Here is a 21982-nt window from a genome sequence, read left to right as displayed (position 1 = left end):
CGACGCCCGGGGAGATGCGGTTCAGATCGCGACGTTCAATTTCCGGGCCAGACTTTCGAGCTCGCCGCGGATCGAGCCGGCCGAGGAGCCGAGCAGGTTGGCCATGCCGCGGCGGGCGGCGGCGAGGTCGGCGGAGAGGATCATCCGCTTCACCGGACCGACCCCGCCCGCCGGCGCGGACAGGCGGGTGAAGCCGAGGGTGAGCAGGGCGAAGGCCTCCAGCGGCCGGCCGGCCAGCTCGCCGCAGACCGACACCGGCGTGCCGGTGTCGGCGCAGCGCCGCTGGATCTCGGCCAGGGCCCGCAGCGCCGGCGGCGACAGGGGGTCATAGCGATCGGCGACCAGCGGATTGGTCCGGTCGGCGGCGAACATGTACTGGAAGAGGTCGTTGGTGCCGACCGAGACGAAATCGGTCAGCGGCAGCAGGGCGTCGAGGTGCCACAGCAGCGACGGGCACTCGATCATCGCCCCCACGCGCAACAGGTCCGGCAGGGCGCGGCCGCGGCGGCGCGCCCAGGCGCATTCGATGTCGACCAGCTCGCGCGCGTGGCGGAATTCGTCGACGGTGGCGATCATCGGGAACATCACCCGCAGCTCGCGGCCGGCGGCGGCGGTCAGCAGGGCGCGCAGCTGCAGGCGCAGCAGGCCGGGCCGGTCGAGGCCGAGGCGGATGGCGCGCCGGCCGAGGGCGGGATTCTCCTCCCGTTCCGTCTCCAAGTAGGGCAGGACCTTGTCGCCGCCGATGTCGAGGGTGCGGAAGGTCACCGGCCGCGCGCCGGCGGTGTCCAGCACCCGGCGGTAGAGCGCGGTCTGGCTGTCGAGGCGGGGCAGCTCGTCCGAGACCATGAACTGGAATTCGGTGCGGAACAGGCCGATGCCTTCGGCCCCGACGGCGTCGAGGTTCTCGAGATCGACGGCGAGGCCGGCGTTGGTCAGCAGGGTGATGCGCTGGCCGTCGAGGGTGACCGCCGGGGTGTCGCGCAGGGCGGCGAACTCGGCCTGCCGCTGGCTGCGCACCTGGATGCGCGACTGCGCGGCCGCCAGCATGTCCGGACGCGGGCGCAGATAGGCCTCGCCGGTCTCGCCGTCGGCGATGACCAGGTCGCCCTCGGACAGCCGGTCGCGCAGGCCCATCAGGCGGCCGACGCAGGGGATCTGCAGCGCCCGGGCGACGATGGCGGCGTGGCTGGCGGCGGAGCCTTCCTCCAGCAGCAGGCCGCGGAGCTTGTCGCGCGGGTATTCGAGCAGGTCGGCCGGACCGAGGTTGCGCGCCACCAGGATGGCGTCGTCAGGCAGCGCCCGCTCGCCGGGCCGGTCGCCGGCCAGCACCCGCAGGAGCCGGTTGGCCAGGTCCTCGAAGTCGTGCAGGCGCTCCTTGATGTAGGGATCCCGGGCCTTGGCGAAGCGGGCGCGGTGCTCGTTGCGGACCCGGTCGACCGCCGCCTCGGCGGTCAGGCCGGTGCGCACCGCCTCCACCAGGGAGCGGTTCCAGCCGCGGTCGTCCGCGAACATCCGGTAGGTTTCGAGCACCTCGAAGGAGGGACCGGCCAGGCCGCCCTGCCCGCCCTCGAGCATCTGGTCGATGTTGGCCTTGAGCGCGACCAGCGCCTCCCTGAGCCGGACCTCCTCGGCCTGGGGATCCTCGGCCAGGAGATTCTCCGGCGGGACCGGCGCCTCGTGCAGGACGACGTGCCCGAAGGCGAGGCCCTCGGCGAACCGCTGCCCCTTGAGACGCTCCGGCCGGTGCGGCGCGACCTCGATGTCGCGCAGCTCCTCGAGCCCGACCAGCTCGCCCGACGCCACGGTCTCGGCCAGCACCATGGCGATGGTCTGGATGTCCTCGACCTCGTCCTCGTCGTAGCGCCGCTCCGAACGGTTCTGGACGACCAGCACCCCGATCGCCCGGCCGCCGCGCAGCAGCGGGGCGCCGAGGAAGGCGTGGTACGGGTCCTCGCCCGTCTCCGGGCGGTAGGCGAAGCTGGGGTGCGACGGGGCGTCGGACAGGCTGATCGGCTCGGCGGTGCGGGCCACCTCCCCGACCAGGCCCTCGCCCGGCCGCAGACGCGTCTTGTGCACCGCCTCCGGCTTCAGGCCCTGGGTGGCGAACAGCTCCAGCTCGCCCGACGCCCGCCGCAGGTAGATGGAGCAGACCTCGGCCACCATCGACTGGGCGACGATGCGGACGACGGTGTCCAGCCGCTCCTGGGCCGGCGCCGCCCCCGCCATAGCCTCACGGATCTGGCGAAGGAGGTTTCTCGGACCTCTCGTCGTCAATCCGCCCGCCGGCATGGCCTCTCCTCGACTGCGCGCTCCAGATGGGCGCGGCAAAGCTTGTACGCTAGACCGTTTCCAGTCCGTAGGCGGCATGCAGGGCGCGCACGGCCAGTTCGGCGTAGGCGGCGTCGATCAGCACGCTGATCTTGATCTCCGAGGTGGAGATCGCCTGGAACTTGATGCCCTTGTCGGCGAGCGCCCGGAACATGGTCTGGGCCACCCCGGCGTGGCTGCGCATGCCGACGCCGATGACCGAGACCTTGGCGACGTCCTCGTCGACGCGGATCTCGCCGAAGCCGATCTCGGCCTGGGCGGCCCGCATCAGCTCCGCGGCGCGGGCGGCGTCGCGCCGGCCGGTGGTGAAGGTCAGGTTGACCGCCCCCTCGGTGCGGGACTGCGACTGCACGATCATGTCAACGTTGACGTTGGCCTCCGCCAGCCGCGTGAACACGTCGGCGGGAGCGTCGGTGCGGTCGGCCAGGCCGAGCAGGGTGATGCGGGCCTCGTCGCGGCTCATGGTCACGCCGGACACGATGCGCTTTTCCACGATCTCCTCCTCGTCGCAGATCAGGGTGCCGGACTTCTCCGGCAGGACGCCGTCGGCGTCCGGTTCGATGAAGCTGGACAGCACCCGCACGGGCACCCGCTTCGCCATGGCCAGCTCGACGGAGCGCGTCTGCAGCACCTTGGCGCCCAGCGAGGCCATTTCCAGCATCTCCTCGTAGGAGACCTTTTCAAGGCGACGGGCGCGCTGCTCGATCCTCGGATCGGTGGTGTAGACGCCGTCCACGTCGGTGTAGATATCGCATTCGCAGCCCAGCGCCGCCGCCACCGCCACGGCCGAGGTGTCGGATCCACCGCGCCCCAGGGTGGTGATGCGCCCGCCGCGGGTGACGCCCTGGAAGCCGGGCACCACCGCCACCTCGCCGCCGTCGATGGCGGCGCCGATGACCTCGCCCGGCACGTCCTCGATGCGCGCCCGGCCATGGGCGTCGTCGGTCAGGATCGGGATCTGCCAGCCCATCCAGCTGCGGGCGTTGAGGCCGAGGTTGCGCAGGGTCAGGGCCAGCAGGCCCGAGGTCACCTGTTCGCCGGAGGCGACGACCACGTCATATTCGTCGTCCGACAGCTCCACGCCCTGCGCCGGGCGGCCCGCCCCGTCGGTCCAGGCCACCAGTTCGTTGGTCTTTCCGGCCATGGCGGAGACGACGACGGCGACCTTGCGCCCGGCCTGCACCTCGGCGGCGACGATGCGCGCCGCCCGGCGGATCCGTTCGAGATCCCCCATCGAGGTGCCGCCGAACTTCATCACCAGCCGCGTGGTGTCTGGCCGCGTCATCGTGGCGAACCGCTCCGTCTTGCGTGGAGGGCCGCAGGGGTTCATCCCTCGGCCCATGGTCGCTTCTAACGACCCGGCGGACGGCCGGGAACCCCAAAGCGCGGGCGAATTCAACGGCGAGGCGGCGGGCCCCTCGATCGACCCGGCGGACGTCGCGCGCTTCTCGGCGCAGGCCGCCGAATGGTGGGACGCCCGGGGGCCGTTCGCGCCGCTGCACCGGTTCAACCCCGCCCGCCTGGCCTTCGTGCGCGACCGGGCGGCCGAGCGCTTCGACCGGGACGTGCGGGCGCGGACGCCGTTCGCCGGCCTCACCCTGCTCGACGTCGGCTGCGGCGGCGGCCTGATGGCCGAGCCGATGCGCCGGATGGGGTTCGGGGTCACGGCCATCGACGCCTCGCGCGAGAACATCGGCACGGCCCGCGCCCATGCGGCGCAGACGGGGCTGGACATCGCCTATCGCGCGGCCACGGTCGAGCAGCTGGAGGCGGAGGGCGCCGGCCCGTTCGACGTGGTCCTCACCCTCGAGGTGATCGAGCATGTCGCCGATCCGGCGGCCTTCGTGCGCACCTGCGCCCGGCTGGTGAAGCCCGGCGGCATGCTGGTGGTCGCCACCCTGAACCGGACCCTGAAGTCGCTGGCCCTGGGCAAGGTGGCGGCCGAGTACGTGCTGCGCTGGGTGCCCGCGGGCACCCACGACTGGCGCCAGTTCCTCAAGCCCGACGAAGTCCGCGCCATGCTGGCGCCGGAGCCGCTGACGGTCATGGGCCCCTATGGCCTAGCCTACGACCCGCTGGGCGACCGTTGGAGCGAGAGCGCCGACGCGGACATCAACTATATGATGGTCGGCCTGCGCGACTGAGCCGGCTTACGGCGAATTCACCCAGCTTGCCGTCTTGTAACGGGACCGGCGGCGGACCGTATGCGAACGGAAAGCTCCACCTTTCACGGAGCTGTTCCCATGAAGCGCCTCATGATCCTCGCCGCCGTCTCGGCCGCCGCCCTCGCCTCGGCCGCCTGCGTCACCGTCATCGACGCCGACGGCGATTACGGCTGGAGCGGCCAGGGCGCCCAGCCCTTCGACGGCGCCCGCGACGACTGCCGCGCCCGCGCGGGTCACGACGAGGGCACGACCGCCTTCGTCACCTGCATGGCCGAAAAGGGCTGGACCCGCAGCCGCGACTAGAGCGGCCGCACCATGTAGCGGGCTCCGGGGCCGTAGCCGGCCAGCTTGCGGGCCAGGGCCGGCGACTCCTCGACCGCGAAGCCGTGCCGCGCCCAGAACGGCGCCGCGTCGTTGACCGCCACCAGGGCCAGGGCCGGCCAACCGGCGGCGCGGGCGTCGGCGGCCAGCCGTTCGACGGCCGGGCGCGACCAGCCCTGTCCGCGCACCCGCGGGTGCAGGGCGAGATCGTGCAGGTAGACCAGATCGGCGTCGGCCGGCAGCGCCTCGATCACGGTGTTCAGCGCCGGCGCCTCGCCCGCCCGCCACGGATAGGCGACGAGATAGCCGCGCACCGCGCCGGCTTCGTCCGCGAGCACGAAGCAGCCGGACGGGTGGAGCCGCAGCCGGTTGTCGAAGCAGGCCCGCCCCTCGAAGTGGTCCGGGAAGGCCACCAGCGCCAGGGCGGCGACGGCGTCGAGATCGGCGGCCGTCATCGGCCGCCAGTTCAGGCGGGGCAGCGGGTGTTCAGCGGCTGCGCCTGAAAGCTCCACGTGATGCTCCGCGCCTGCCCGCCGACCTCGCCCTCGATGCGGGCGGAAAGGACATTCCCCTCGCGTTCATAGATCACCCGGGTGGGAAAGTCGTTCTCCGGGTTGGCGAAAACCGCCCGGGCGGGGCCGCTCTCGATCAGCACGAAGGTGGTCGGCGGCGCGCCGCCGGGCTGGGCGACATAGGCGAGACCTTCCGGCGTCGGCCGGATGTGGGAAACCTCGAACCAGGTCCCCTCCGCCGAGGACGTCACCGCATGGCCGACGCTGAGGCCCGCTCGGGGATCGCTCCAGGTCTCGGAGGCTTCGCGGCCGCCGGAGCAGTCCAGCCAGTAGCCAGCCATCCAGGACAAATCGGGCCCGGCCGCGGGGGCGGCCTGGATCAGCAGGGCGGCGAGCGCGGCGACGGACATGGCGGTTCCCTCGTGTGAGACGGGGACAGCCTAGGGGGGCGAAAGCGGGCCGGTCTTGTAGGATTGCGACGCGATCCGGCGCCCCAGCCCGACCTGCTCGCGGGCCCATCCGGTGGCGGTGCAGCCGAGAAAGCGACGGAAGTCGCGCGCCAGCTGGGGCTGGTCGAAGTAGCCCGCCTCCAGGCCGGCCTCAAGCCAGCCGGCGGCGTCCGGCCCGGCGGCGTGATCGAACACCCGACGGAAGCGCAGCACGGAGCGCAGCATGCGCGGCGGCACGCCCACCCGGTCACGGAAGCGGCGCTGCAGGGCGCGGTGCTCTCGAGGGCTGCGTGCTGGCGACGGTTCGTCCCGCCCCGCCGACTCGATCTCGGCCCGGACCTCGGGATCGAGGCTCCAACCCGACGCGGCTCGTTCGGCCTCGAGCCGGCGCGCCATGATCTCGACCTGGGCGAGGGGATCCCCGGCCGGCAGGCTGAGGTCGGCCAGCCGCGGGACCATGTCCAGACGACGATCGGTCGCCTCGACCAGCGGCCGACCCAACCAGTTTCGCGCCCCGTCGGGCTCGAACCGGACGGCGACCAGCTCCACCGGGCCCGTCGCGCGGAGTCCGAGGGGGCGGGTCATCTGCCCGGCGAACAGGGCCCGCGGCTGCAGTCGGAAGCGGCCGTCCTCGCCCTGTTCCTCGTAGGGCGCGCCGATGTCGACGACGAGTTCGGGACAGCCGTCGGGGGCGATCCGCTGCACCGTCGGCGCAGGCGCCGGCGCGGCGTAGGTCCAGATCCTCCGCACGAAGGGCCGCAGGCCCGGCGGCGGATCGAATTCCTGGTAGCGCTCCCCCTCGCCCACAGCTCAGTTCAGCTTGTCCGGGGCCGGCGGAACGGGCGGGAGAGGCGCGCAGGGCACCCCGTCGTCGCGCAGCTTCTTCACCTCGGCCGGCGTCGCCTCGCCGTAGATCTCGCGTCGCTCGGAACGGCCCTCGTGGATGTCGCGGGCCTCGCGCGCGAAGGCGTCGCCGACGTATTCGAAATTCTGCTCGACGTGGCTGCGCACCTCGCGCGCCGCCTGCATCATCATGGTCTGCATCTTCGCCGCCAGTTCGGGCGCTGCAGACGTCTTCGTGCCGGTCACCGCCGGCGCCATGATCTGCTTGCTCACCCCCGACGAGCCGCAGATCGGGCACTGGACGAGCCCGCGCGCGGCCTGCTCGTCATAGTCGGACGAGGAGCCGAACCAGGCCTCGAAGGCGTGTTCCTGGTCGCAATGAAGGGCGTAGCGGATCATCGGGGCGGGGCGAAGTCGCGGTCGTGGGTCAGCTGCGGCACGGCCTGGCGGGCGCGGGCCACGGCATCGAGGTCGAGCGTGGCGAACAGCACGCCGGGCGCGTCGTGGTCAAGCTTGGCCACCACCTCGCCCCACGGCCCGACCACCGTCGACCGGCCCCAGGTCCGCCGGCCGTCCTCGTGCGCCCCGCCCTGGGCGGGGGCGAGGATCCAGCAGCCGGTCTCGATGGCCCGGGCGCGCAGCAGGGTCTCCCAGTGCGCCTCCCCGGTCGGGACGGTGAAGGCGGAGGGGACGGCGATCATCGATGCGCCGGCTTTCGCCAGGGCGCGGAAGAGCCGGGGGAAGCGCAGGTCATAGCAGACGGTCAGCCCCAGCCCGCCCCACGGGGTTTCGGCCAGCGCCGCCGCCTCGCCCGGCCGGATCGCGGCGCTCTCGCGCCAGCTTTCGCCCGTCGGGAGGTCGACGTCGTAGACGTGCAGCTTGTCGTAGGTCGCAGCGATCCCGCCCCGGTCGTCGATCAGGATCGAGCGGTTGGCCGCGCGATCGTCGCCCTCCACGCCGGAGCGGACGATGGCCGATCCGATGAGCAGCCAGACGCCGAGCTCCGCGGCCAACGCCCGGAGGCCGCGGACCACCTCGTCGTCCTCGACCGTGGTCAGGACGGCCTCGCGGGCCGCGCGGTCGCGGATCACGAAGTTGGTCGCCTCCGGGGTCAGGACCAGTTTCGCCCCGCCCGCCGCCGCCTCGCGGACGAGGGGGGCGACGTGGGCCAGGGCCGCCGCCGGCGAGGCCGGCGTGCGCGTCTGCACGAGGGCGACCGGAACCGCCGTCATCAGGCGGCGAGCAGCGGATCCAGTCCGCCCTTCCGGTCGAGCGCCTGCAGGTCGTCGCAGCCGCCGATGTGACGGTCGTCGATGAAGATCTGCGGGAAGGTCATGCGGCCGTTCGAGCGCTGGATCATCTCCTGCTTCTTCTCCGGATCGTTGGAGGCCACGATCTCGGTGAAGTCCGCGCCCTTGCGTTCGAGCAGCGCCTTGGCGGCGGTGCAGTAGGGGCAGCCGGGCTTGGTGTAGATGACGACGTCGGCCAAGGGAGATCTCCTGATTGCTGTAGCCGCTATGTAGGCGGTTCCCGCGTCGTCCGCACCCGGGCGATGACGGCCAGGTGGACGCAGCGGGCGCCGGCGTCGAGCAGCGCGCGGGCGCAGCCCTCGGCGGTGGCGCCGGTGGTCAACACGTCGTCGACGAGAAGGATGCGGCGCCCGCGCACCCGCCGGGCCCCGGCTTCGGTCACGGCGAAGGCCTTCCTCACGTTCAGCCGGCGCCCGCGCGCCGACTTGCCGCCCTGGCTGGCGGTGTGGCTGAGGCGCACGAGGGCGTCGGGCAGGTAGTCGCGGCGCGCCAGCCGGGCCAGCGGGCGGGCGATCTCGGCCGACTGGTTGAAGCGCCGGGACAGCAGCCGCAAGGGGTGGAGCGGAACCGGGACGATCGCGTCGGTCTCGGCCAGGAGCGGGGCGGCCGCCCGGCTGATCCAGCGGGCGAAGAGCGGCGCGTAGGGCTGATGATCCCCATGCTTGAACCGCAGGATCAGCCCCCGGGACGCCTCGTCATAGACGCAGGCGGCGCGCGCCCGGGCGAAGGCGTAGGGCCGGGCGAGACAGGCGGCGCAGCGCTCGGAGGCGAAATCGCCGCCGTCCATCTCAAAGGCCGCGCCGCAGCCGTCACAGACCGGATCCTCGAGAAAGCTCACCCGGCTCCACGCCCGCGCCGACAGCCCCGCGCCCGCCGTGGCCTCCGGAGCGTCGTGGGCCAGCGGCGGCAGCAGAAGATCGGCCAGATTGCGGCCCACCAGACGTCCCGCGCCCGCCGCCGCTTCCCAAGCCGCCCGCCAGGTCCCATCCTGTGGCTGCATGAGTTCGTCCTCCGCTCCGCCGCGCATTTTCGACACCCGCCGCCGGACGGCAAGGCTGGAACGCAGCCGCCGGGCTTTCGCCGGCGCCGACTTCCTGCACGTCCGGGCGGCGGAGAACGCCGTGGACAGCCTCGACGCCCTGGTCCGGGAATGGCCTGAAGCCGCCGATCTCTCGGCCCAGCCCGGGGTGTTCGAGCGGGTTCTCGCCGGCAGCCCCGCCGCGGCCCGGGTCGGACAGGTCCAGGTCGTCGGATCGCTGGCCGAGCGGGCCGGTCCGGGGGAGGCGCCGCTGGCGCTGGAGGCGCAGTCGCAGGATCTGATCGTCTCGCTGATGAGCCTGCACTGGGCCAACGACCTGCCGGGGGCCCTGGCGCAGATCCGCCGCGCGCTGAAACCGGACGGGCTGTTCATCGGATCCCTGCTCGGGGCCGGCGCCCTGAAGGAGCTGCGGGGGGTGCTGACCGAGGCGGAGCTGGAGGTCCGGGGCGGCGCCCAGGCGCGGGTGTCGCCCTTCGCCGACGGCTTCGACGGGGCGGCCCTGCTGCAGCGGGCGGGGTTCGCCCTGCCGGTGGCCGACGTCGACCGGTTGACGGTGCGCTATCCGGACCTGCTCGCCCTCGTCCGCGACCTCCGGGCCATGGGCGAGACCAATGTCCTGGCCGGGCCGGTGCGTCCGTTGAGCCGGGCCGTCGTGGCCCGGGCGGCGGAGCTGTACGCCGACCGTTTCGCCGATCCGGACGGCCGCATCCCGGCCACCTTCGAGATCATCCACCTTGCGGGGTGGGCTCCGCACGAGAGCCAGCAGAAGCCCCTGCCCCGCGGCTCGGCGAAAATGCGGCTGGCGGACGCCCTGGGGGTGACCGAGCGGACCGGGGACGAAGCGGACTAGCCGCCCATCGCGGCGCGCAGGGCGTTCATCGCGCTGTTGAACATGCCGCTGGTGGCGTTCCCGAAGGCTGTCAGGGCGCTGACGATGGCGAGAAAGATGAGGGCGATGATCAGGCCGTATTCGATGGCCGTGGCTCCATCCTCGTCGCGGCGGAAGCGGGAAAGGAAACGTCTCATCGGCGCCTCCTCCGGCGGCTAGAGCAGGTCGCGCAACCAGGCGACCAGGGGTTCATCCGCCGGCGGCATGGGGTAGTCGGACAGCCGGCCCGGCCGCACCCACTTCAGCGCGGCATGTTCGCGCGCCTGCACCGTCCCCGACCACCGTCGGCACAGGTACAGTGGCATCAAGAGGTGAAACGTTTCGTAAGCGTGACTGGTGAACACGAAGGGCGCGAGGCAGGCCTCGTTGACGTCGATGCCCAATTCTTCCTTCAGTTCCCGGATCAGCGCCGCCTCCGGCCGCTCGCCCGGCTCGACCTTGCCGCCGGGAAACTCCCACAGGCCGGCCAGCTGCTTGCCCTCGGGCCGCTGGGCGATCAGCACCCGCCCGTCCGGGTCCACCAGGGCGACGGCGACGACGAGGACGGTCTTCAGCGGCTCGCTCACGAGCGGTAGTCGCCGTTGATCTCGACGTAGCGTTTCGTCAGGTCGCAGGTCCAGACGGTGGCCGAGGCGCGGCCGGAGCCGACGTCGACGGTGATGTCGATTTCCGGGCTCTTCATGTAGGCGCTCATCTTCGCCTCGTCGTAGGTCGGCGAGGGCGCGCCGTCGATCGCCGCCACGTGCGGGCCGAAGCGGATCATCAGATGGTCCCGGTCGACCGGCTCCTCGGTCTTGCCGACGGCCATCACCACCCGGCCCCAGTTGGCGTCCTCGCCGGCCAGCGCCGTCTTCACCAGCGGACTGTCGGCGATCGACTTGGCCAGCTTGCGCGCCGAGGCCGGGCTGGCGGCGCCGTCGACGGTCACCTTGACGAACTTGGTGGCGCCCTCCCCGTCGCGAACCAGCTGGTGGGCGAGGTCGAGCATCACCTGGTCGAGGGCGCGGGAGAAGTCCTTCAGCCGCCGGTCCCCGACCCGGCCGATGCGGGGCGCGCCGGAGGCGCCGGTGGCGAACAGCAGGCAGGTGTCGTTGGTCGAGGTGTCGCCGTCGACGGTGACCGAGTTGAAGGTGGTGCGCACGTGCAGGCCGAGCATGGCGCGCAGGACGTTCGGGTGGATGTCCGCGTCGGTGACGATGAAGGCCAGCATGGTCGCCATGTCGGGCGCGATCATGCCCGAGCCCTTGGCGATCCCGGCGACCTTCACCCGGACCCCCTCGATCTCGCACTCGGCGTACGAGCCCTTGGGGAAGGTGTCGGTGGTCATGATGGCGCGGCCCGCGGCGGCCCAGTTGTCGGCGCCGAGGCCGGTCTCGATCTCCGGCAGCCGGGCGGCGATCTTCCGGTCGTCCAGCACCACGCCGATCACGCCGGTGGAGGCCAGCAGGACGTCGCGCTGGCGGCAACCGAAGCGCTTGGCGACCTCGGAGGCGGTGCGGCGGGCGGCGTCGGCGCCGGCCTTGCCGGTGAAGGCGTTGGCGCAGCCGGCGTTCACGACCAGCGCCCGGACGTCCATGCCGCCGGCCTCGGCCTCAAGCCGACGCCGGCACCAGTCGACGGGCGCCGAACCCACCTTGTGGCGGGTGAAGACCCCTGCGCAGGTGGTGCCGGGGGCGAAGCGGAAGACCACCAGGTCCTCGCGCTCGTGCTTGTAGAAGCCGGCCCGGGCGGTGGCGATCTCGACCCCTCCGATCGGCGGGATCGCGGGGAAGGGCACGGCGAGGGGCGAGATCTGCAGGCCGGGCTTGCCCGGCGCGGGGCGCGGGGGGGCCGCGCGCTTCAGCGCCGAGGCGAACGGATCGAAGGCCTTCTCGAGGGCCTGTTCGATCTTCTGGCCGGTCAGGCCGCGGCCGGAGACGGGCGGACGGCTCACGAGGCGTCCGCCTTCGCCGGGGCGGCCGGGGGCGCCGAGGCGGGCTCCTGCGAGCGCGCGGCTTCGCCGTTGAGCAGCACGTCGACGTCGGCGCGGCCGCGCAGCTCCTCCAGCAGCTGGCGGACGCCCTCGTAGGTCAGGTAGCGCACGATCTGCGGCCGCGCCTGCTCGAGCGTCGGCGGCGTCTCGCGGCGGCGGTCCTCGACCCGCAGCACGGCCCAGCCGCCCTCCGTCTGGAAGGGTCCGACGGTCGAGCCGGCCGGCTGGCCGCGCAGGGCGTTGGCGTAGGCCTGGGGCATCACATCCAGGGTGGAGTAGCCGAGGTCGCCGCCGGAGAAGCGGGTCGCCTCGTCGATCGAGCGCTCCATGGCGACGGCCTCGAAGGCGGCGCCCTGGGCGAGGATGCCGATGACCGCGTCGGCCTCCGCCCGGGTGCGCGACAGGATCAGCCGCGTGCGGATCTCCTCCGAGGTCCGGGCCAGCCGCAGCTGCTCCTGGTAGAGCTCCTCGACCTTGCGCTCGGAGATGGTGTTGTTGACCACCGTCTCGACCAGCATGTCGCCGAGGATGCGTTCGCGGGTGGCCTCCAGCCGGCGCTGGGCCAGGGCCGAGTTGTCGAGGCCGCGACGCTCGGCCTCGCTCGCCAGCAGCTTCTGGTCGATCACCTCGTCGAGCACGCGGCGGAACAGGTCCGAGGTGACGTCGAGCGGCTCGCCCTCGCCGACCAGGCCCTGGGCCACGGCCTCGCGCTTCACGTCCGAGGCCCAGATCGTCTCGTTCTGGACCCGCGCGACGGCGCGGTCGCCGGGCTCGGGCGGCCGGTCGTCGCCGCCGCCCCGGCCGCAGGCGGCCACGGTCAGCGACAGGGCCAGCAGGGCGGAAAACAGGAGGCGGGAAGACCGCATGCGGGCGCGCTCCGTCTGCGGGCGGCGAAAGGCCCTCGCGTTGACAGGGATAAGGCCGGTGCTTAAGTCCCGCCTGCGCCCAAGTCGAGGGGTTTTCGAATGTTCGCGCGGCCCCGTGCGACCGCCCGTCAGGGCGCGCGGGCCGGCGTCGCCGAGGCCTCTCCGCGGCGTCTGACCGCCGCCCTTCCGGGACCTCGTACCAGAGCCATCCGCCGCTCGACCGCCTTCGGAACACCCATGCTCGGCATCGCCAAGAAGATTTTCGGCTCATCCAACGACCGCAAGGTCCGCGACTTCATGAGCCGGGTCCAGAAGATCAATGCGCTGGAGGCGAAGTACGCCGCCCTGTCGGACGGGGAGCTGCGGATGATGACGGACGCCTTCCGCGACCGCATCGCGGCGGGCGAAAACCTCGACAAGATCCTCAACGACGCCTTTGCGGTGGCGCGGGAGGCCTCGAAGCGGGTGCTGGGCCAGCGTCAGTACGACGTTCAGCTGACCGGCGGCATGATCCTGCACGACGGCGGCATCGCCGAGATGCGGACCGGCGAGGGCAAGACCCTGGTGGCCGTGGCCCCGGTGTACCTGAACGCCCTGCTGGGCAAGGGCGTCCACGTCATCACCGTCAACGACTACCTGGCCCGCCGCGACGCCGAATGGATGGGCCGCGTCTATCGCTTCCTCGGCCTCGAGGTCGGCGTGATCGTCAACGGCCTCAGCCAGGGCCAGCGCCAGGCCGCCTATGCGGCGGACATCACCTACGGCACCAACAACGAATTCGGCTTCGACTATCTGCGCGACAACCTGGTCTACGACCGGCGCGAGATGGTGCAACGGCCGCACCACTTCGCCATCGTCGACGAGGTGGACTCGATCCTGATCGACGAGGCCCGGACGCCGCTGATCATCTCGGGCCCGACCGAGGACCGGTCCGAGCTCTATGTGACGGTCGACACGATCATCAAGGACCTGATCCAGGACAAGGCGACCTACGATCTGGACGAGAAGCAGCGCCAGGCGCTGCTGACCGAGGAGGGCTCGGAGCGGATCGAGCAGATCATGGAGGAGCGCGGCCTGTTCGCGCCCGACACGACCGGCCTCTACGACGCGGCCAACATCACCCTGGTGCACCACATCAACCAGGCGCTGCGGGCCAACACCCTCTACGTCAAGGACAAGGACTACATCATCCGCGCCGGCGAGATCATGCTGATCGACGAGTTCACCGGGCGCATGATGCAGGGCCGGCGGCTGTCGGAGGGTCTCCACCAGGCGATCGAGGCCAAGGAAGGCGTCAAGATCCAGCCCGAGAACCAGACCTTGGCCTCGGTCACCATCCAGAACTACTTCCGCCTCTACGAGAAGCTGTCCGGCATGACCGGCACGGCGGCGACCGAGGCGCAGGAGTTCCTCGACATCTACAAGATGGACGTGCTGGAGGTGCCGACGCACCGTCCGGTGCAGCGCATCGACCACGACGACGAGATCTACCGCACCGAGGCCGAGAAGAACCTGGCCATCGCCGGCCAGATCGCCGAATGCCACGTGCGCGGCCAGCCGATCCTCGTCGGCACCGTGTCGATCGAGAAGTCCGAGACGCTGTCGAAGCTGCTCGAGACCTACGAGTACAAGGTCACGATCCGGACGCTGAAGCCGCAGCACGCGCATCTGGAGACCGAGGTCCGCAGCGAGGACCCGAAGGTCCGGGCCGCGGCGCGCAAGGCGTACCAGGCGCTGAAGGACGAGGACTTCGACATCGAGGTGAAGACGGGTCGCGGCATTCCGCACAGCGTCCTCAACGCCCGCCAGCACGAGCAGGAAGCCTACATCGTCGCCGACGCCGGCCTGCCGGGCGCCGTGACCATCGCCACCAACATGGCCGGCCGCGGCACCGACATCCAGCTCGGGGGCAACCTCGAGATGCGGATGCAGAAGTGGCGTCTCGACCAGCGCAACATGGCGATCGAGGTGACGCCGGAGATGGAGGCGGCCAAGGAGGCCGAGTTCAAGGCCGACATCGCCGTTCAGAAGGACAAGGCGCTGGCCGCCGGCGGCCTGTTCGTGCTCGGCACCGAACGTCACGAGAGCCGCCGCATCGACAACCAGCTGCGCGGCCGCACCGGCCGCCAGGGCGACCCGGGCGTCTCCAAATTCTTCCTGTCCTGCGAGGACGACCTGCTGCGCATCTTCGCCGGCGACCGGCTGGACGCCATCATGCGCAGCTTCGGCGTCGCCGAGGGCGAGGCCATCTCCCACCCCTGGCTGAACCGGGCGGTCGAGACCGCCCAGAAGCGGGTCGAGCAGCGCAACTACGACATCCGCAAGAACCTGCTGAAGTACGACGACGTCGTGAACGACCAGCGCAAGGCCGTGTTCGAGCAGCGCCAGGAGTTCATGGACGCCGAGGACCTGTCGGAGCTGGTCGCGGAATTCCGCACCGACGTGATCTCCGACCTCGTCGAAAAGCACATGCCGCCGAAGGCCTACGCCGAGCAGTGGGACATCGAGGGGCTGGACGAGAAGGTGCGCCACACCCTCGGTCTGGAGCTGCCGCTGCGCGAGTGGGCGGCCGAGGAAGGCGTGTCGAACGAGGAGATCGAGGAGCGCATCGCCGCCGCCGCCGACGCGCGCGCCGCCGAGCGGCTGGAGCTGGTCGGCCAGCAGCAGACCCGCAACCTCGAGAAGCAGTTCCTGCTGCAGATGATCGACATGCAGTGGCGCGAGCACCTCGTGCACCTCGACCATCTGCGCGGCGTCATCGGCCTGCGCGGCTACGGCCAGCGCGATCCGCTGAACGAGTACAAGACCGAGGCCTTCAACCTGTTCGAGACGCTGCTCTATGAGCTGCGCCACAACGTCACCCGCTGGCTGATGACGGTGGAGTTCCGCTTCGAGACCCCGCCGCCGATGGAGCTGCCGGAGTTCCAGGAGATCCACCTGAACCCCGGCACCGGCGAGAACGAGATGGCCAATCCGTCGGCGCAGCTGCCGGAAGGCGCGCTGCAGGGCGAGGACCGCGCCCGCCTGCCCGTCGACGCCCTGCCGGTCGGCTGGGAGCGGACCCCCCGCAACGCCGACTGCCCCTGCGGCTCGGGCCGCAAGTTCAAGCACTGCCACGGGGCGCTGGTCTGAGCATGACCGGGGCGCGCAAGGACCTGTTCTCCCGCGCCCTGTCGCTCGATCCGGAGCGGCTGCACTTCGCCGCCCATAGCCACCACCTGTGGCCGGACGCCAGCTTCGACGGCCAGATCCGGGCCTGGGTGGAGGCCAACCACTTCGCCGACCGCAAGTGGGACCTGATCTTCGGCAAGGTCGTGCCGGAGGCGCAGAGCCATGTGGCGAGGGAGCTCGGCCTGCCGTCGCCGGACACCGTGGTGTTCGCCTCCAACACCCACGACTTCCTGGTGCGCCTGTTCTCGGGCGTCGAGCGCAAGCCGGTGCGCATCCTGTCGACGGACGGCGAATTCCACTCGTTCCGCCGCCAGGGCGAGCGCTGGGAAGAGGCTGGCGAGGCCGTCGTCACCCGCATTCCGCTGCACCCGTTCGACAGCTTCGCCGAGCGCTTCCTCGAGGCGGCGCAGGGCGGCGGCTTCGACCTGATCGTGGTCAGCCAGGTCTTCTTCCGGACCGGACAGGTGTTCGGGGCGCTCGCGGAGCTGGCGACGCTGGCCGACCCCGCCGGCCCGTGGGTGGTGGTCGACGGCTACCATGGCTTCATGGCCCTGCCGACCGACCTGTCCGCCGTGGCGGATCGGGTCTTCTACCTCGGCGGCGGCTACAAATACGCCATGTCGGGCGAGGGCGCAGGCTTCATGCACGCGCCCGACGGCTTCTGCCCGCGCCCCGTCGTCACCGGCTGGTTCGCGGAGTTCGGCAACCTGACCGGCCCGCCCGAGGGCGTGCAGTACCGCGCCGACGCCGGACGCTTCTGGGGCGCGACCTCGGACTTCACCTCGCTGTACCGCTTCAACGGCGTCCGCAGGATGCTGGACGAGGCCGGCCTCGACACCGCCGCCGTGACGGACCACGCGCTCGCGCTGATGCGACGCTTCGAGGCGGCGGTGCGCGAGGGGCGGGCCGGGCAGCTGTCCGGGGCCGTCATCCTCAATCCGCTCGCCGGGGCGGAGCCCCACGCCCGCTTCCTCGCCCTGCGCCACTCCCACGCGGCGGACTGGAAGGCGCGGCTGCTCGACGCGGGGATCGTCACGGACGTGCGTGACGACGTGCTGCGCTTCGGCTTCGGCCTCTACCAGGACGAGGCGGACGTCGACCGGCTGATCGACGCCTGCGACCGCGTCCTCTGACGCCGGCGCTCAGAAAAAGGTCGTGTCGTCGGAGCGTTTCGCCTCCGGAGCCGCCGGCGGCCCGGCGGGCGGGGCCGGCCGGGGACGCGCAGCCGGAGCCGACGCGGCGGCCGGCGCATCCGCTCCCGGCGTCGCCCCCGCGGCGGGCGGGGCGGACGGCAGGGCGGGATAGGGCAGCGGCTGACCCGGCGCGGCGGCCTCTTCCGCCAGCGCCTCCCCGACGCCGGCCACCGGCGCGGGATCGATGCGGTCCGGCGCGTCGAGGTCGTCGCGGATGAAGGCCCAGGACCGGCTGTCGGAGCAGGCGCAGGCCTTCATGTAGCCCTCGCGGTCGCGCCAGACGATCAGCGGATAGCGGGTCTGCAGCCCGGCCTCGCCGAGGTGGCGCGACAGGGCCGCGACGAAGTCGCGGCCGGCGTCGACCACGGCGCTGCGGGCGAGGTTGCCGTCGGCCGCCGGGATGCCGGCGGCGGTCCAGTTGCGCGGCGGCGTCGCTGTCCAGCGCTGGTACAGGACCCAGTCCCGCGTCAGCCAGAGCTCCGCCACGGTGGCCCGTTCGGCGGGGGTGGACTGCGCCAGTCCCTCCCGGTCCGGCCGGGCGAAGACGATGATCCGCGCCTCGACCCCGGCGGCCCGGAGCTTGGGGACCTCCTCGCGCTCGTAGCGCTGCATGGCGGCGGAGTCGCGGTAGCCGACGATGTAGAGGGGCGCGCCGCCCCCGCCCGCCGAGATCCACGAGCTCTCATCCAGCAGGCGCTGGATTTCGGCCTGGTTACGGCTGACCACGACCGGCTGAAAGCGGGCGTAGAAGTTCCAGTAGGCCCAGTAGCCGCCGCCGGCGAGGGCGAGGCCGATGACCGCGGCCAGCGCGGACCAGACGAAAAAGCGTCGCATGCGGGGGGGCGCTCCAGCGTGGCGGTTCGTCAAGCTTAACGCCTATCACCGATTTGCGCCGCCGCGAACGCCGGAGAAGCGAACCCCTCCGGCGCAGCGCGTCGTCAACGCATCGTCGGGATCACGAAGCTCGAATCCGCGTGCTCCAGCTCGCTGTCGGGCCAGCGGGCGGTGACGGTCTTGGTCCTGGTCCAGAAGCGGACCCCTTCCATGCCGTGCTGGTTGATGTCGCCGAAGGCCGAGCGCTTCCAGCCGCCGAAGGTGTGGTAGGCGACCGGCACCGGGATCGGCACGTTGATGCCGACCATGCCGACGTTGACCCGGGCGGCGAAGTCGCGGGCGGCGCGGCCGTTCTGGGTGAAGATGGCGACGCCGTTGCCGTACTGGTGCTTCGACGGCAGGGCGAGCGCCTCCTCGAAGCTGGCGGCGCGCATGATCTGCAGCACCGGGCCGAAGATCTCCTCCTTGTAGGATTCCATCTCCGGCTTGACGTGGTCGAACAGCGACGGGCCGATGAACCAGCCGTTCTCGTGGCCCTGCAGGGTGAAGTTGCGGCCGTCGACGACCAGCTCGGCGCCTTCCTGCACGCCCTTCTCGATCCAGCCCTCGACCCGCGCCTTGTGGGCGGCGTTGACCACCGGGCCGTAGTGGGCCTCGGCGTCGGTCGAGACCCCGACCTTCAGCTTCGGAATCTCGGCGACCAGGCGCTCGCGCAGCTCGTCGGCGGTCTTCTGGCCGACCGGCACGACCACCGGCAGGGCCATGCAGCGCTCGCCGGCCGAGCCGTAGGCGGCGCCGGTCAGATCCTTGATCACCTGGTCCATGTCGGCGTCGGGCAGGACGATGCCGTGGTTCTTGGCCCCGCCCATGGCCTGGACCCGCTTCCCGTGCTCGGCGCCCATCCGGTAGACGTAGTGGGCGATGTCGGACGAGCCGACGAAGCTGACGGCGTGCACCTGCGGATGGGTCAGGATGGCGTCGACCGCCGCCTTGTCGCCGTGGACGACGTTGAGCACCCCGGCGGGCGCGCCGGCCTCCAGCATCAGCTCGGCCAGACGCACCGGCACCGACGGGTCGCGCTCCGACGGCTTGAGGATGAAGGTGTTGCCCACGGCGATGGCGACGCCGAACATCCACATCGGGATCATGGCCGGGAAGTTGAACGGGGTGATGCCCGCCACCACGCCCAGCGGCTGGCGCATCGAATAGACGTCGATGCCCGGGCCCGCGCCCTGGGTGTATTCGCCCTTCAGCGCATGCGGGATGCCGCAGGCGAACTCGATCACCTCCAGCCCGCGCTGGATGTCGCCCTTCGAGTCCGCGATGACCTTCCCGTGCTCCGAGCTGAGCAGCTCGGCCAGCTCGTTCATGTTGGCCTCGACCAGGCGCTTGAACTCGAACATCACCCGCGCCCGGCGCTGCGGATTGGTCGAGGACCAGCCGTCGAAGGCGGCCTGGGCCGCCTGCACCGCCCGGTCGACCTCGCCGGTCGTGGCCAGTTGCACCCGGGCCTGGACGTCGCCGGTGTTGGGGTTGAACACGTCGCCGAAGCGGCCCGAGGCGCCGGTGAAGGCCGCGCCGTCGATGAAGTGGTTGATGTCGCGCATGTGCGGGGCGTTTCCCTGACTGGAGGCTTGTTCTTGTGGGGCGCGGTTTAGACCCTGGGGCGCGGCGGCGCCAGCGTCAGACGGCCGCCTCGAACAGGGCGTCGCGGGCGACGTCCGCCTGCAGCATCGGGAAGAAGTGCGTGCCGCCGGCGACGATCTCGACCGAGACGTGCGGCAGGCCGCGCGGCGCCACGGGGACGTGGCAGGTCGAGCCCTCGACGGCCTTCAGGATACGCACGGGGCCCCGGAATTCGCGCAGCGCCCGCCACGGGTCGTGGGCCTGGGCGGCGTAGTTGGAGGCCTCCCACTCCGGCGGGCAGGACAGGGCGAAGCCGGCCGCCGTCTCGGTCAGCCCGTCCGTCAGGTAATCGATCAGAAGGGTCTCCGGCCAGCCGCGGAACGCGCCCCGGTCGCGGTAGGCGGCGAGGGCCTGTTCACGGCTGTCGAAGACCGCCCGCCGCCGCAGCGCCGACTTCACCAGCGGAATGCGGCGCGCCATCCGGTCGAACAGCGGCAGGCGGAGCAGGCCCTGGCTCCAGCGGGTCCAGATGACCGGATCCAGCAGCACCAGGCGCGAAACCTTCTCCGGCCGCGCGGCGGCGGCGAGCAGGGCCGCCGTGCCGCCCATGGAATGGCCGGCCAGCACCACCGGCGGGCCGTCGATCGCGTCGAGCAGGGCGACGAGGTCGTCGCGGTGGTCGGCCCAGCCGCGCCGGCCCTGCGGCTCCGCCGGCAAGGCGCTGGCGCCGTGGCCGCGCAGGTCCGGCGCCCAGACCCTGAGGGCGCCGGACAGGGGCGCGAGCAGGGTGCGATAGGTCATGGCGTTGAAGCCGTTGGCGTGGACGAAGACCAGGTCGACGGGCCGGGCGGGGTCGCCGAAGTCGAGCACGGCCATCTCGCCCGCGCCCCAGCGGTTGGCGACGGGGAGTCTCAGGCGGCGGGGCGGGGTCAGCCGGACAGCGTCCATGGCGGCGACATAGGCGGCCGGCGCTCCGTTCGCCAGTGCGCGCCTCAGCCCTCGGCCCGACAGGCGGGGCAGCGGCCATGCGCCTCGACGGTGGTGCGCGCGATGCTGTAGCCGGCGTCCCGCGCCGCCCGGTCCAGGCCTTCGGCGAGGGGAGCGGCCACCTCGGCCGTGGCGCCGCAGCAGTCGCAGATCAGGAAGGCCGCCGCATGGGCCGCCTCCCCCTCGGTGCAGGCGACATAGGCGCTGATCGAGGCGATGCGGTGGGCCAGCCCCTTCCGCTCGAGGAACTCGAGCGCCCGGTAAACCGTCGGAGGCTTGGCCGGCTGCCCGTCCGGACCGAAGCGGGCGATGAGGTCATAGGCCTTCACGGGCTCGCCGGCGGCGAGCAGGAGCTCGAGAACCCGCAGCCGCGCCGGGGTCATGCGTTCGCCCTCGGAGCTCAGCCGGGCCCCCGCGGCGTCGAGGGCGACGGTGATCTCGTCCCAGCTCGGGGGGACTCCGTCATGGCGATGGGTGCAGCTTTCGGCCATGCGCCAGAGCTAGGCCCTCGTCGCGCCCGCCGCAACACGGAGACCCCCGGTCGCGGCGTTCGGCCGCCGCGCCGGCGGGCCGCCCCGGTTGCGGCGACGAGCGGTTTGCCGCCCCGAACCATCCGGGCTAGAAGGCGCGCCTCTCTTTCACACCCGAGCTGCGATCGCGTCCATGACCGACACCACCGCCAACGCCCAGAGCGGCGCCCTTTCCGGCAATGTCCTGTTCTACGGCCGGCCCGAGCCGCTGTCGGCCGAGGCCCACGGCAAGCTGGGCGCCAACCCGGTCGAGAAGCCCTACGCCTTCGCCAGCCAGACCCACCTCGTGCCGCTCACCGTCACGGAATTCGCGCCGGCCGCCCTGTCGTACCCCGTGATCTTCGTCGGCGACGCCCGCCAGCCGGTGGCGGTGATGGGCCTGCGCAGCGGCGAGAACCTGTATGTGAGCGCCGACGGCGAGTTCCGCGGCGACGCCTACATCCCGGCCTATGTGCGCCGCTACCCCTTCGTGTTCGCCAACGACGACGTCCAGAAGCGCCTCATCCTGTGCATCGACCGGGCGGCGCCTTTCATCGTCGAGGGCGGGACCACGCCGCTGTTCGAGGACGGCCAGCCGTCGGCCTACACGCGCCAGGCGATGGAGTTCTGCAACAACTTCGAACAGGAGCGGCAGCGCACCGACGCCTTCGTGCAGCTGCTGAAGGATCTCGACCTGCTGGACGTGCGCGAGGCCAACTTCACCCCGCGGAACCCGGACGGCACGCCCGGCCAGGCGCAGAAGCTGGCCGAGTACTATGCGGTTTCCGAGGACCGGCTGAAGGCCCTGCCGGCGGAGAAGCTGGCGGAGCTGCGCGACAACGGCGCGCTCGGCCAGATCTACGCCCATCTGGTCTCGCTGCTGGGCTGGGATCGCCTGATCGCCCTGGCCTTCCAGCGGGCCGCGACCCAGCCGGCCGCCGCCAACGCCTGACGGCCGCCCGCCGGCG

23 protein-coding genes are annotated in these 21982 nt (G+C 71.9%); 6 read left to right on the top strand and 17 right to left on the bottom strand.

Annotation, left to right across the window (positions count from 1 at the left end; all coding sequences use genetic code 11):
• Positions 1-21 precede the first annotated feature (21 nt).
• Positions 22-2289 carry a phosphoenolpyruvate--protein phosphotransferase gene (ptsP, locus tag H2038_RS02510; protein WP_292108888.1) on the bottom strand — a complete coding sequence of 756 codons (2268 nt, stop codon included), beginning with the start codon at positions 2287-2289 and terminating at the stop codon, positions 22-24.
• Positions 2290-2338: 49 nt separating this feature from the next.
• Entirely contained in the window at positions 2339-3613 is a 1275-nt protein-coding gene (locus H2038_RS02505; RefSeq protein ID WP_292109088.1) for an aspartate kinase, read from the bottom strand.
• Between the two features lie 55 nt (positions 3614-3668).
• Between H2038_RS02505 and ubiG the strand changes: the two genes are divergently transcribed.
• Both ubiG and H2038_RS02495 read left to right on the top strand, forming a co-directional pair.
• The gene (gene ubiG, locus H2038_RS02500) at positions 3669-4472 is read left to right on the top strand and encodes a bifunctional 2-polyprenyl-6-hydroxyphenol methylase/3-demethylubiquinol 3-O-methyltransferase UbiG (protein WP_292108887.1); all 804 of its coding nucleotides are present in this window, start codon (positions 3669-3671) and stop codon (positions 4470-4472) included.
• Positions 4473-4571: 99 nt separating this feature from the next.
• Positions 4572-4796 (top strand): hypothetical protein, encoded by a 225-nt coding sequence (locus tag H2038_RS02495; RefSeq protein ID WP_292108886.1) that lies wholly within the window; start codon positions 4572-4574, stop codon positions 4794-4796.
• Here the strand turns inward: H2038_RS02495 and H2038_RS02490 are convergent.
• The 7 genes from H2038_RS02490 to H2038_RS02460 are packed head-to-tail and all read right to left on the bottom strand — an operon-like array spanning position 4793 to position 8928.
• A complete protein-coding gene (locus H2038_RS02490; RefSeq protein ID WP_292108885.1) occupies positions 4793-5269 on the bottom strand; it encodes a GNAT family N-acetyltransferase in 477 nt (158 codons plus the stop codon). The genes H2038_RS02495 and H2038_RS02490 overlap by 4 nt on opposite strands.
• Before the next feature lie 11 nt (positions 5270-5280).
• Entirely contained in the window at positions 5281-5736 is a 456-nt protein-coding gene (locus H2038_RS02485; protein ID WP_292108883.1) for a DUF6265 family protein, read from the bottom strand.
• 30 nt (positions 5737-5766) lie between these two features.
• Complete coding sequence (locus H2038_RS02480; RefSeq protein WP_292108881.1) at positions 5767-6582, bottom strand: helix-turn-helix domain-containing protein; 816 nt, start codon at positions 6580-6582, stop codon at positions 5767-5769.
• Positions 6583-6585: 3 nt separating this feature from the next.
• A complete protein-coding gene (locus H2038_RS02475) occupies positions 6586-7017 on the bottom strand; it encodes a DUF1178 family protein (protein WP_292108879.1) in 432 nt (143 codons plus the stop codon).
• Positions 7014-7850 (bottom strand): carbon-nitrogen hydrolase family protein, encoded by an 837-nt coding sequence (locus H2038_RS02470; RefSeq protein WP_292108878.1) that lies wholly within the window; start codon positions 7848-7850, stop codon positions 7014-7016. The genes H2038_RS02475 and H2038_RS02470 overlap by 4 nt, the downstream gene beginning before the upstream one ends.
• Positions 7850-8107 (bottom strand): glutaredoxin 3, encoded by a 258-nt coding sequence (gene grxC / locus H2038_RS02465; RefSeq protein WP_292108876.1) that lies wholly within the window; start codon positions 8105-8107, stop codon positions 7850-7852. The genes H2038_RS02470 and grxC overlap by 1 nt, the downstream gene beginning before the upstream one ends.
• A gap of 26 nt (positions 8108-8133) precedes the next feature.
• Positions 8134-8928 (bottom strand): ComF family protein, encoded by a 795-nt coding sequence (locus H2038_RS02460; protein WP_292108874.1) that lies wholly within the window; start codon positions 8926-8928, stop codon positions 8134-8136.
• Between H2038_RS02460 and H2038_RS02455 the strand changes: the two genes are divergently transcribed.
• Complete coding sequence (locus H2038_RS02455) at positions 8927-9817, top strand: methyltransferase domain-containing protein (protein WP_292108872.1); 891 nt, start codon at positions 8927-8929, stop codon at positions 9815-9817. The two genes, H2038_RS02460 and H2038_RS02455, sit on opposite strands and share 2 nt — an antisense overlap.
• Here the strand turns inward: H2038_RS02455 and H2038_RS02450 are convergent.
• From H2038_RS02450 to H2038_RS02435, 4 genes are read right to left on the bottom strand one after another with little or no spacing between them, the layout of a single operon-like run.
• Positions 9814-9993: a Flp family type IVb pilin gene (locus H2038_RS02450; protein ID WP_292108871.1), complete on the bottom strand. Its 180-nt coding sequence runs from the start codon at positions 9991-9993 to the stop codon at positions 9814-9816. The genes H2038_RS02455 and H2038_RS02450 overlap by 4 nt on opposite strands.
• Positions 9994-10011: 18 nt before the next feature.
• Positions 10012-10422, bottom strand: coding sequence for a (deoxy)nucleoside triphosphate pyrophosphohydrolase (locus H2038_RS02445; protein ID WP_292108869.1), 411 nt, complete (start codon positions 10420-10422; stop codon positions 10012-10014).
• The gene (argJ, locus tag H2038_RS02440) at positions 10419-11789 is read right to left on the bottom strand and encodes a bifunctional glutamate N-acetyltransferase/amino-acid acetyltransferase ArgJ (RefSeq protein ID WP_292108867.1); all 1371 of its coding nucleotides are present in this window, start codon (positions 11787-11789) and stop codon (positions 10419-10421) included. Before argJ ends, H2038_RS02445 begins: the two co-directional genes overlap by 4 nt.
• On the bottom strand, positions 11786-12694 hold the full coding sequence (locus H2038_RS02435) for a peptidylprolyl isomerase (protein ID WP_292108866.1): 909 nt from the start codon (positions 12692-12694) through the stop codon (positions 11786-11788). The genes argJ and H2038_RS02435 overlap by 4 nt, the downstream gene beginning before the upstream one ends.
• 237 nt (positions 12695-12931) lie before the next feature.
• Here H2038_RS02435 and secA point away from each other — a divergent pair, with 237 nt between their 5' ends.
• Together secA and H2038_RS02425 are read left to right on the top strand one after the other, a co-directional pair.
• The gene (secA, locus tag H2038_RS02430; RefSeq protein ID WP_292108865.1) at positions 12932-15826 is read left to right on the top strand and encodes a preprotein translocase subunit SecA; all 2895 of its coding nucleotides are present in this window, start codon (positions 12932-12934) and stop codon (positions 15824-15826) included.
• A 2-nt stretch (positions 15827-15828) separates the two neighbouring features.
• The gene (locus H2038_RS02425; protein ID WP_292108864.1) at positions 15829-16998 is read left to right on the top strand and encodes an aminotransferase class V-fold PLP-dependent enzyme; all 1170 of its coding nucleotides are present in this window, start codon (positions 15829-15831) and stop codon (positions 16996-16998) included.
• A 9-nt stretch (positions 16999-17007) separates the two neighbouring features.
• Here H2038_RS02425 and H2038_RS02420 read toward each other — a convergent pair whose 3' ends face one another.
• The 4 genes from H2038_RS02420 to H2038_RS02405 all read right to left on the bottom strand — a co-directional run bounded on the left by H2038_RS02420 (position 17008) and on the right by H2038_RS02405 (position 20996).
• On the bottom strand, positions 17008-17892 hold the full coding sequence (locus tag H2038_RS02420; protein ID WP_292108863.1) for a hypothetical protein: 885 nt from the start codon (positions 17890-17892) through the stop codon (positions 17008-17010).
• A gap of 104 nt (positions 17893-17996) precedes the next feature.
• Complete coding sequence (locus H2038_RS02415) at positions 17997-19499, bottom strand: CoA-acylating methylmalonate-semialdehyde dehydrogenase (protein WP_292108862.1); 1503 nt, start codon at positions 19497-19499, stop codon at positions 17997-17999.
• A gap of 76 nt (positions 19500-19575) precedes the next feature.
• Positions 19576-20466: an alpha/beta hydrolase gene (locus tag H2038_RS02410; protein ID WP_292108861.1), complete on the bottom strand. Its 891-nt coding sequence runs from the start codon at positions 20464-20466 to the stop codon at positions 19576-19578.
• 44 nt (positions 20467-20510) lie between these two features.
• Positions 20511-20996 carry a Fur family transcriptional regulator gene (locus H2038_RS02405; protein WP_292108860.1) on the bottom strand — a complete coding sequence of 162 codons (486 nt, stop codon included), beginning with the start codon at positions 20994-20996 and terminating at the stop codon, positions 20511-20513.
• A gap of 172 nt (positions 20997-21168) precedes the next feature.
• Between H2038_RS02405 and H2038_RS02400 the strand changes: the two genes are divergently transcribed.
• Positions 21169-21966, top strand: a complete 798-nt coding sequence (locus H2038_RS02400) for a SapC family protein (protein ID WP_292108859.1) — start codon at positions 21169-21171, stop codon at positions 21964-21966.
• Positions 21967-21982: the final 16 nt, after the last annotated feature.

It is taken from the genome of Brevundimonas sp. (assembly GCF_013912005.1).
Lineage (GTDB): Bacteria > Pseudomonadota > Alphaproteobacteria > Caulobacterales > Caulobacteraceae > Brevundimonas.
The sequence above is the reverse complement of the archived record's forward strand: the minus strand, read 5'-3'. Positions and strand labels throughout refer to the sequence as shown.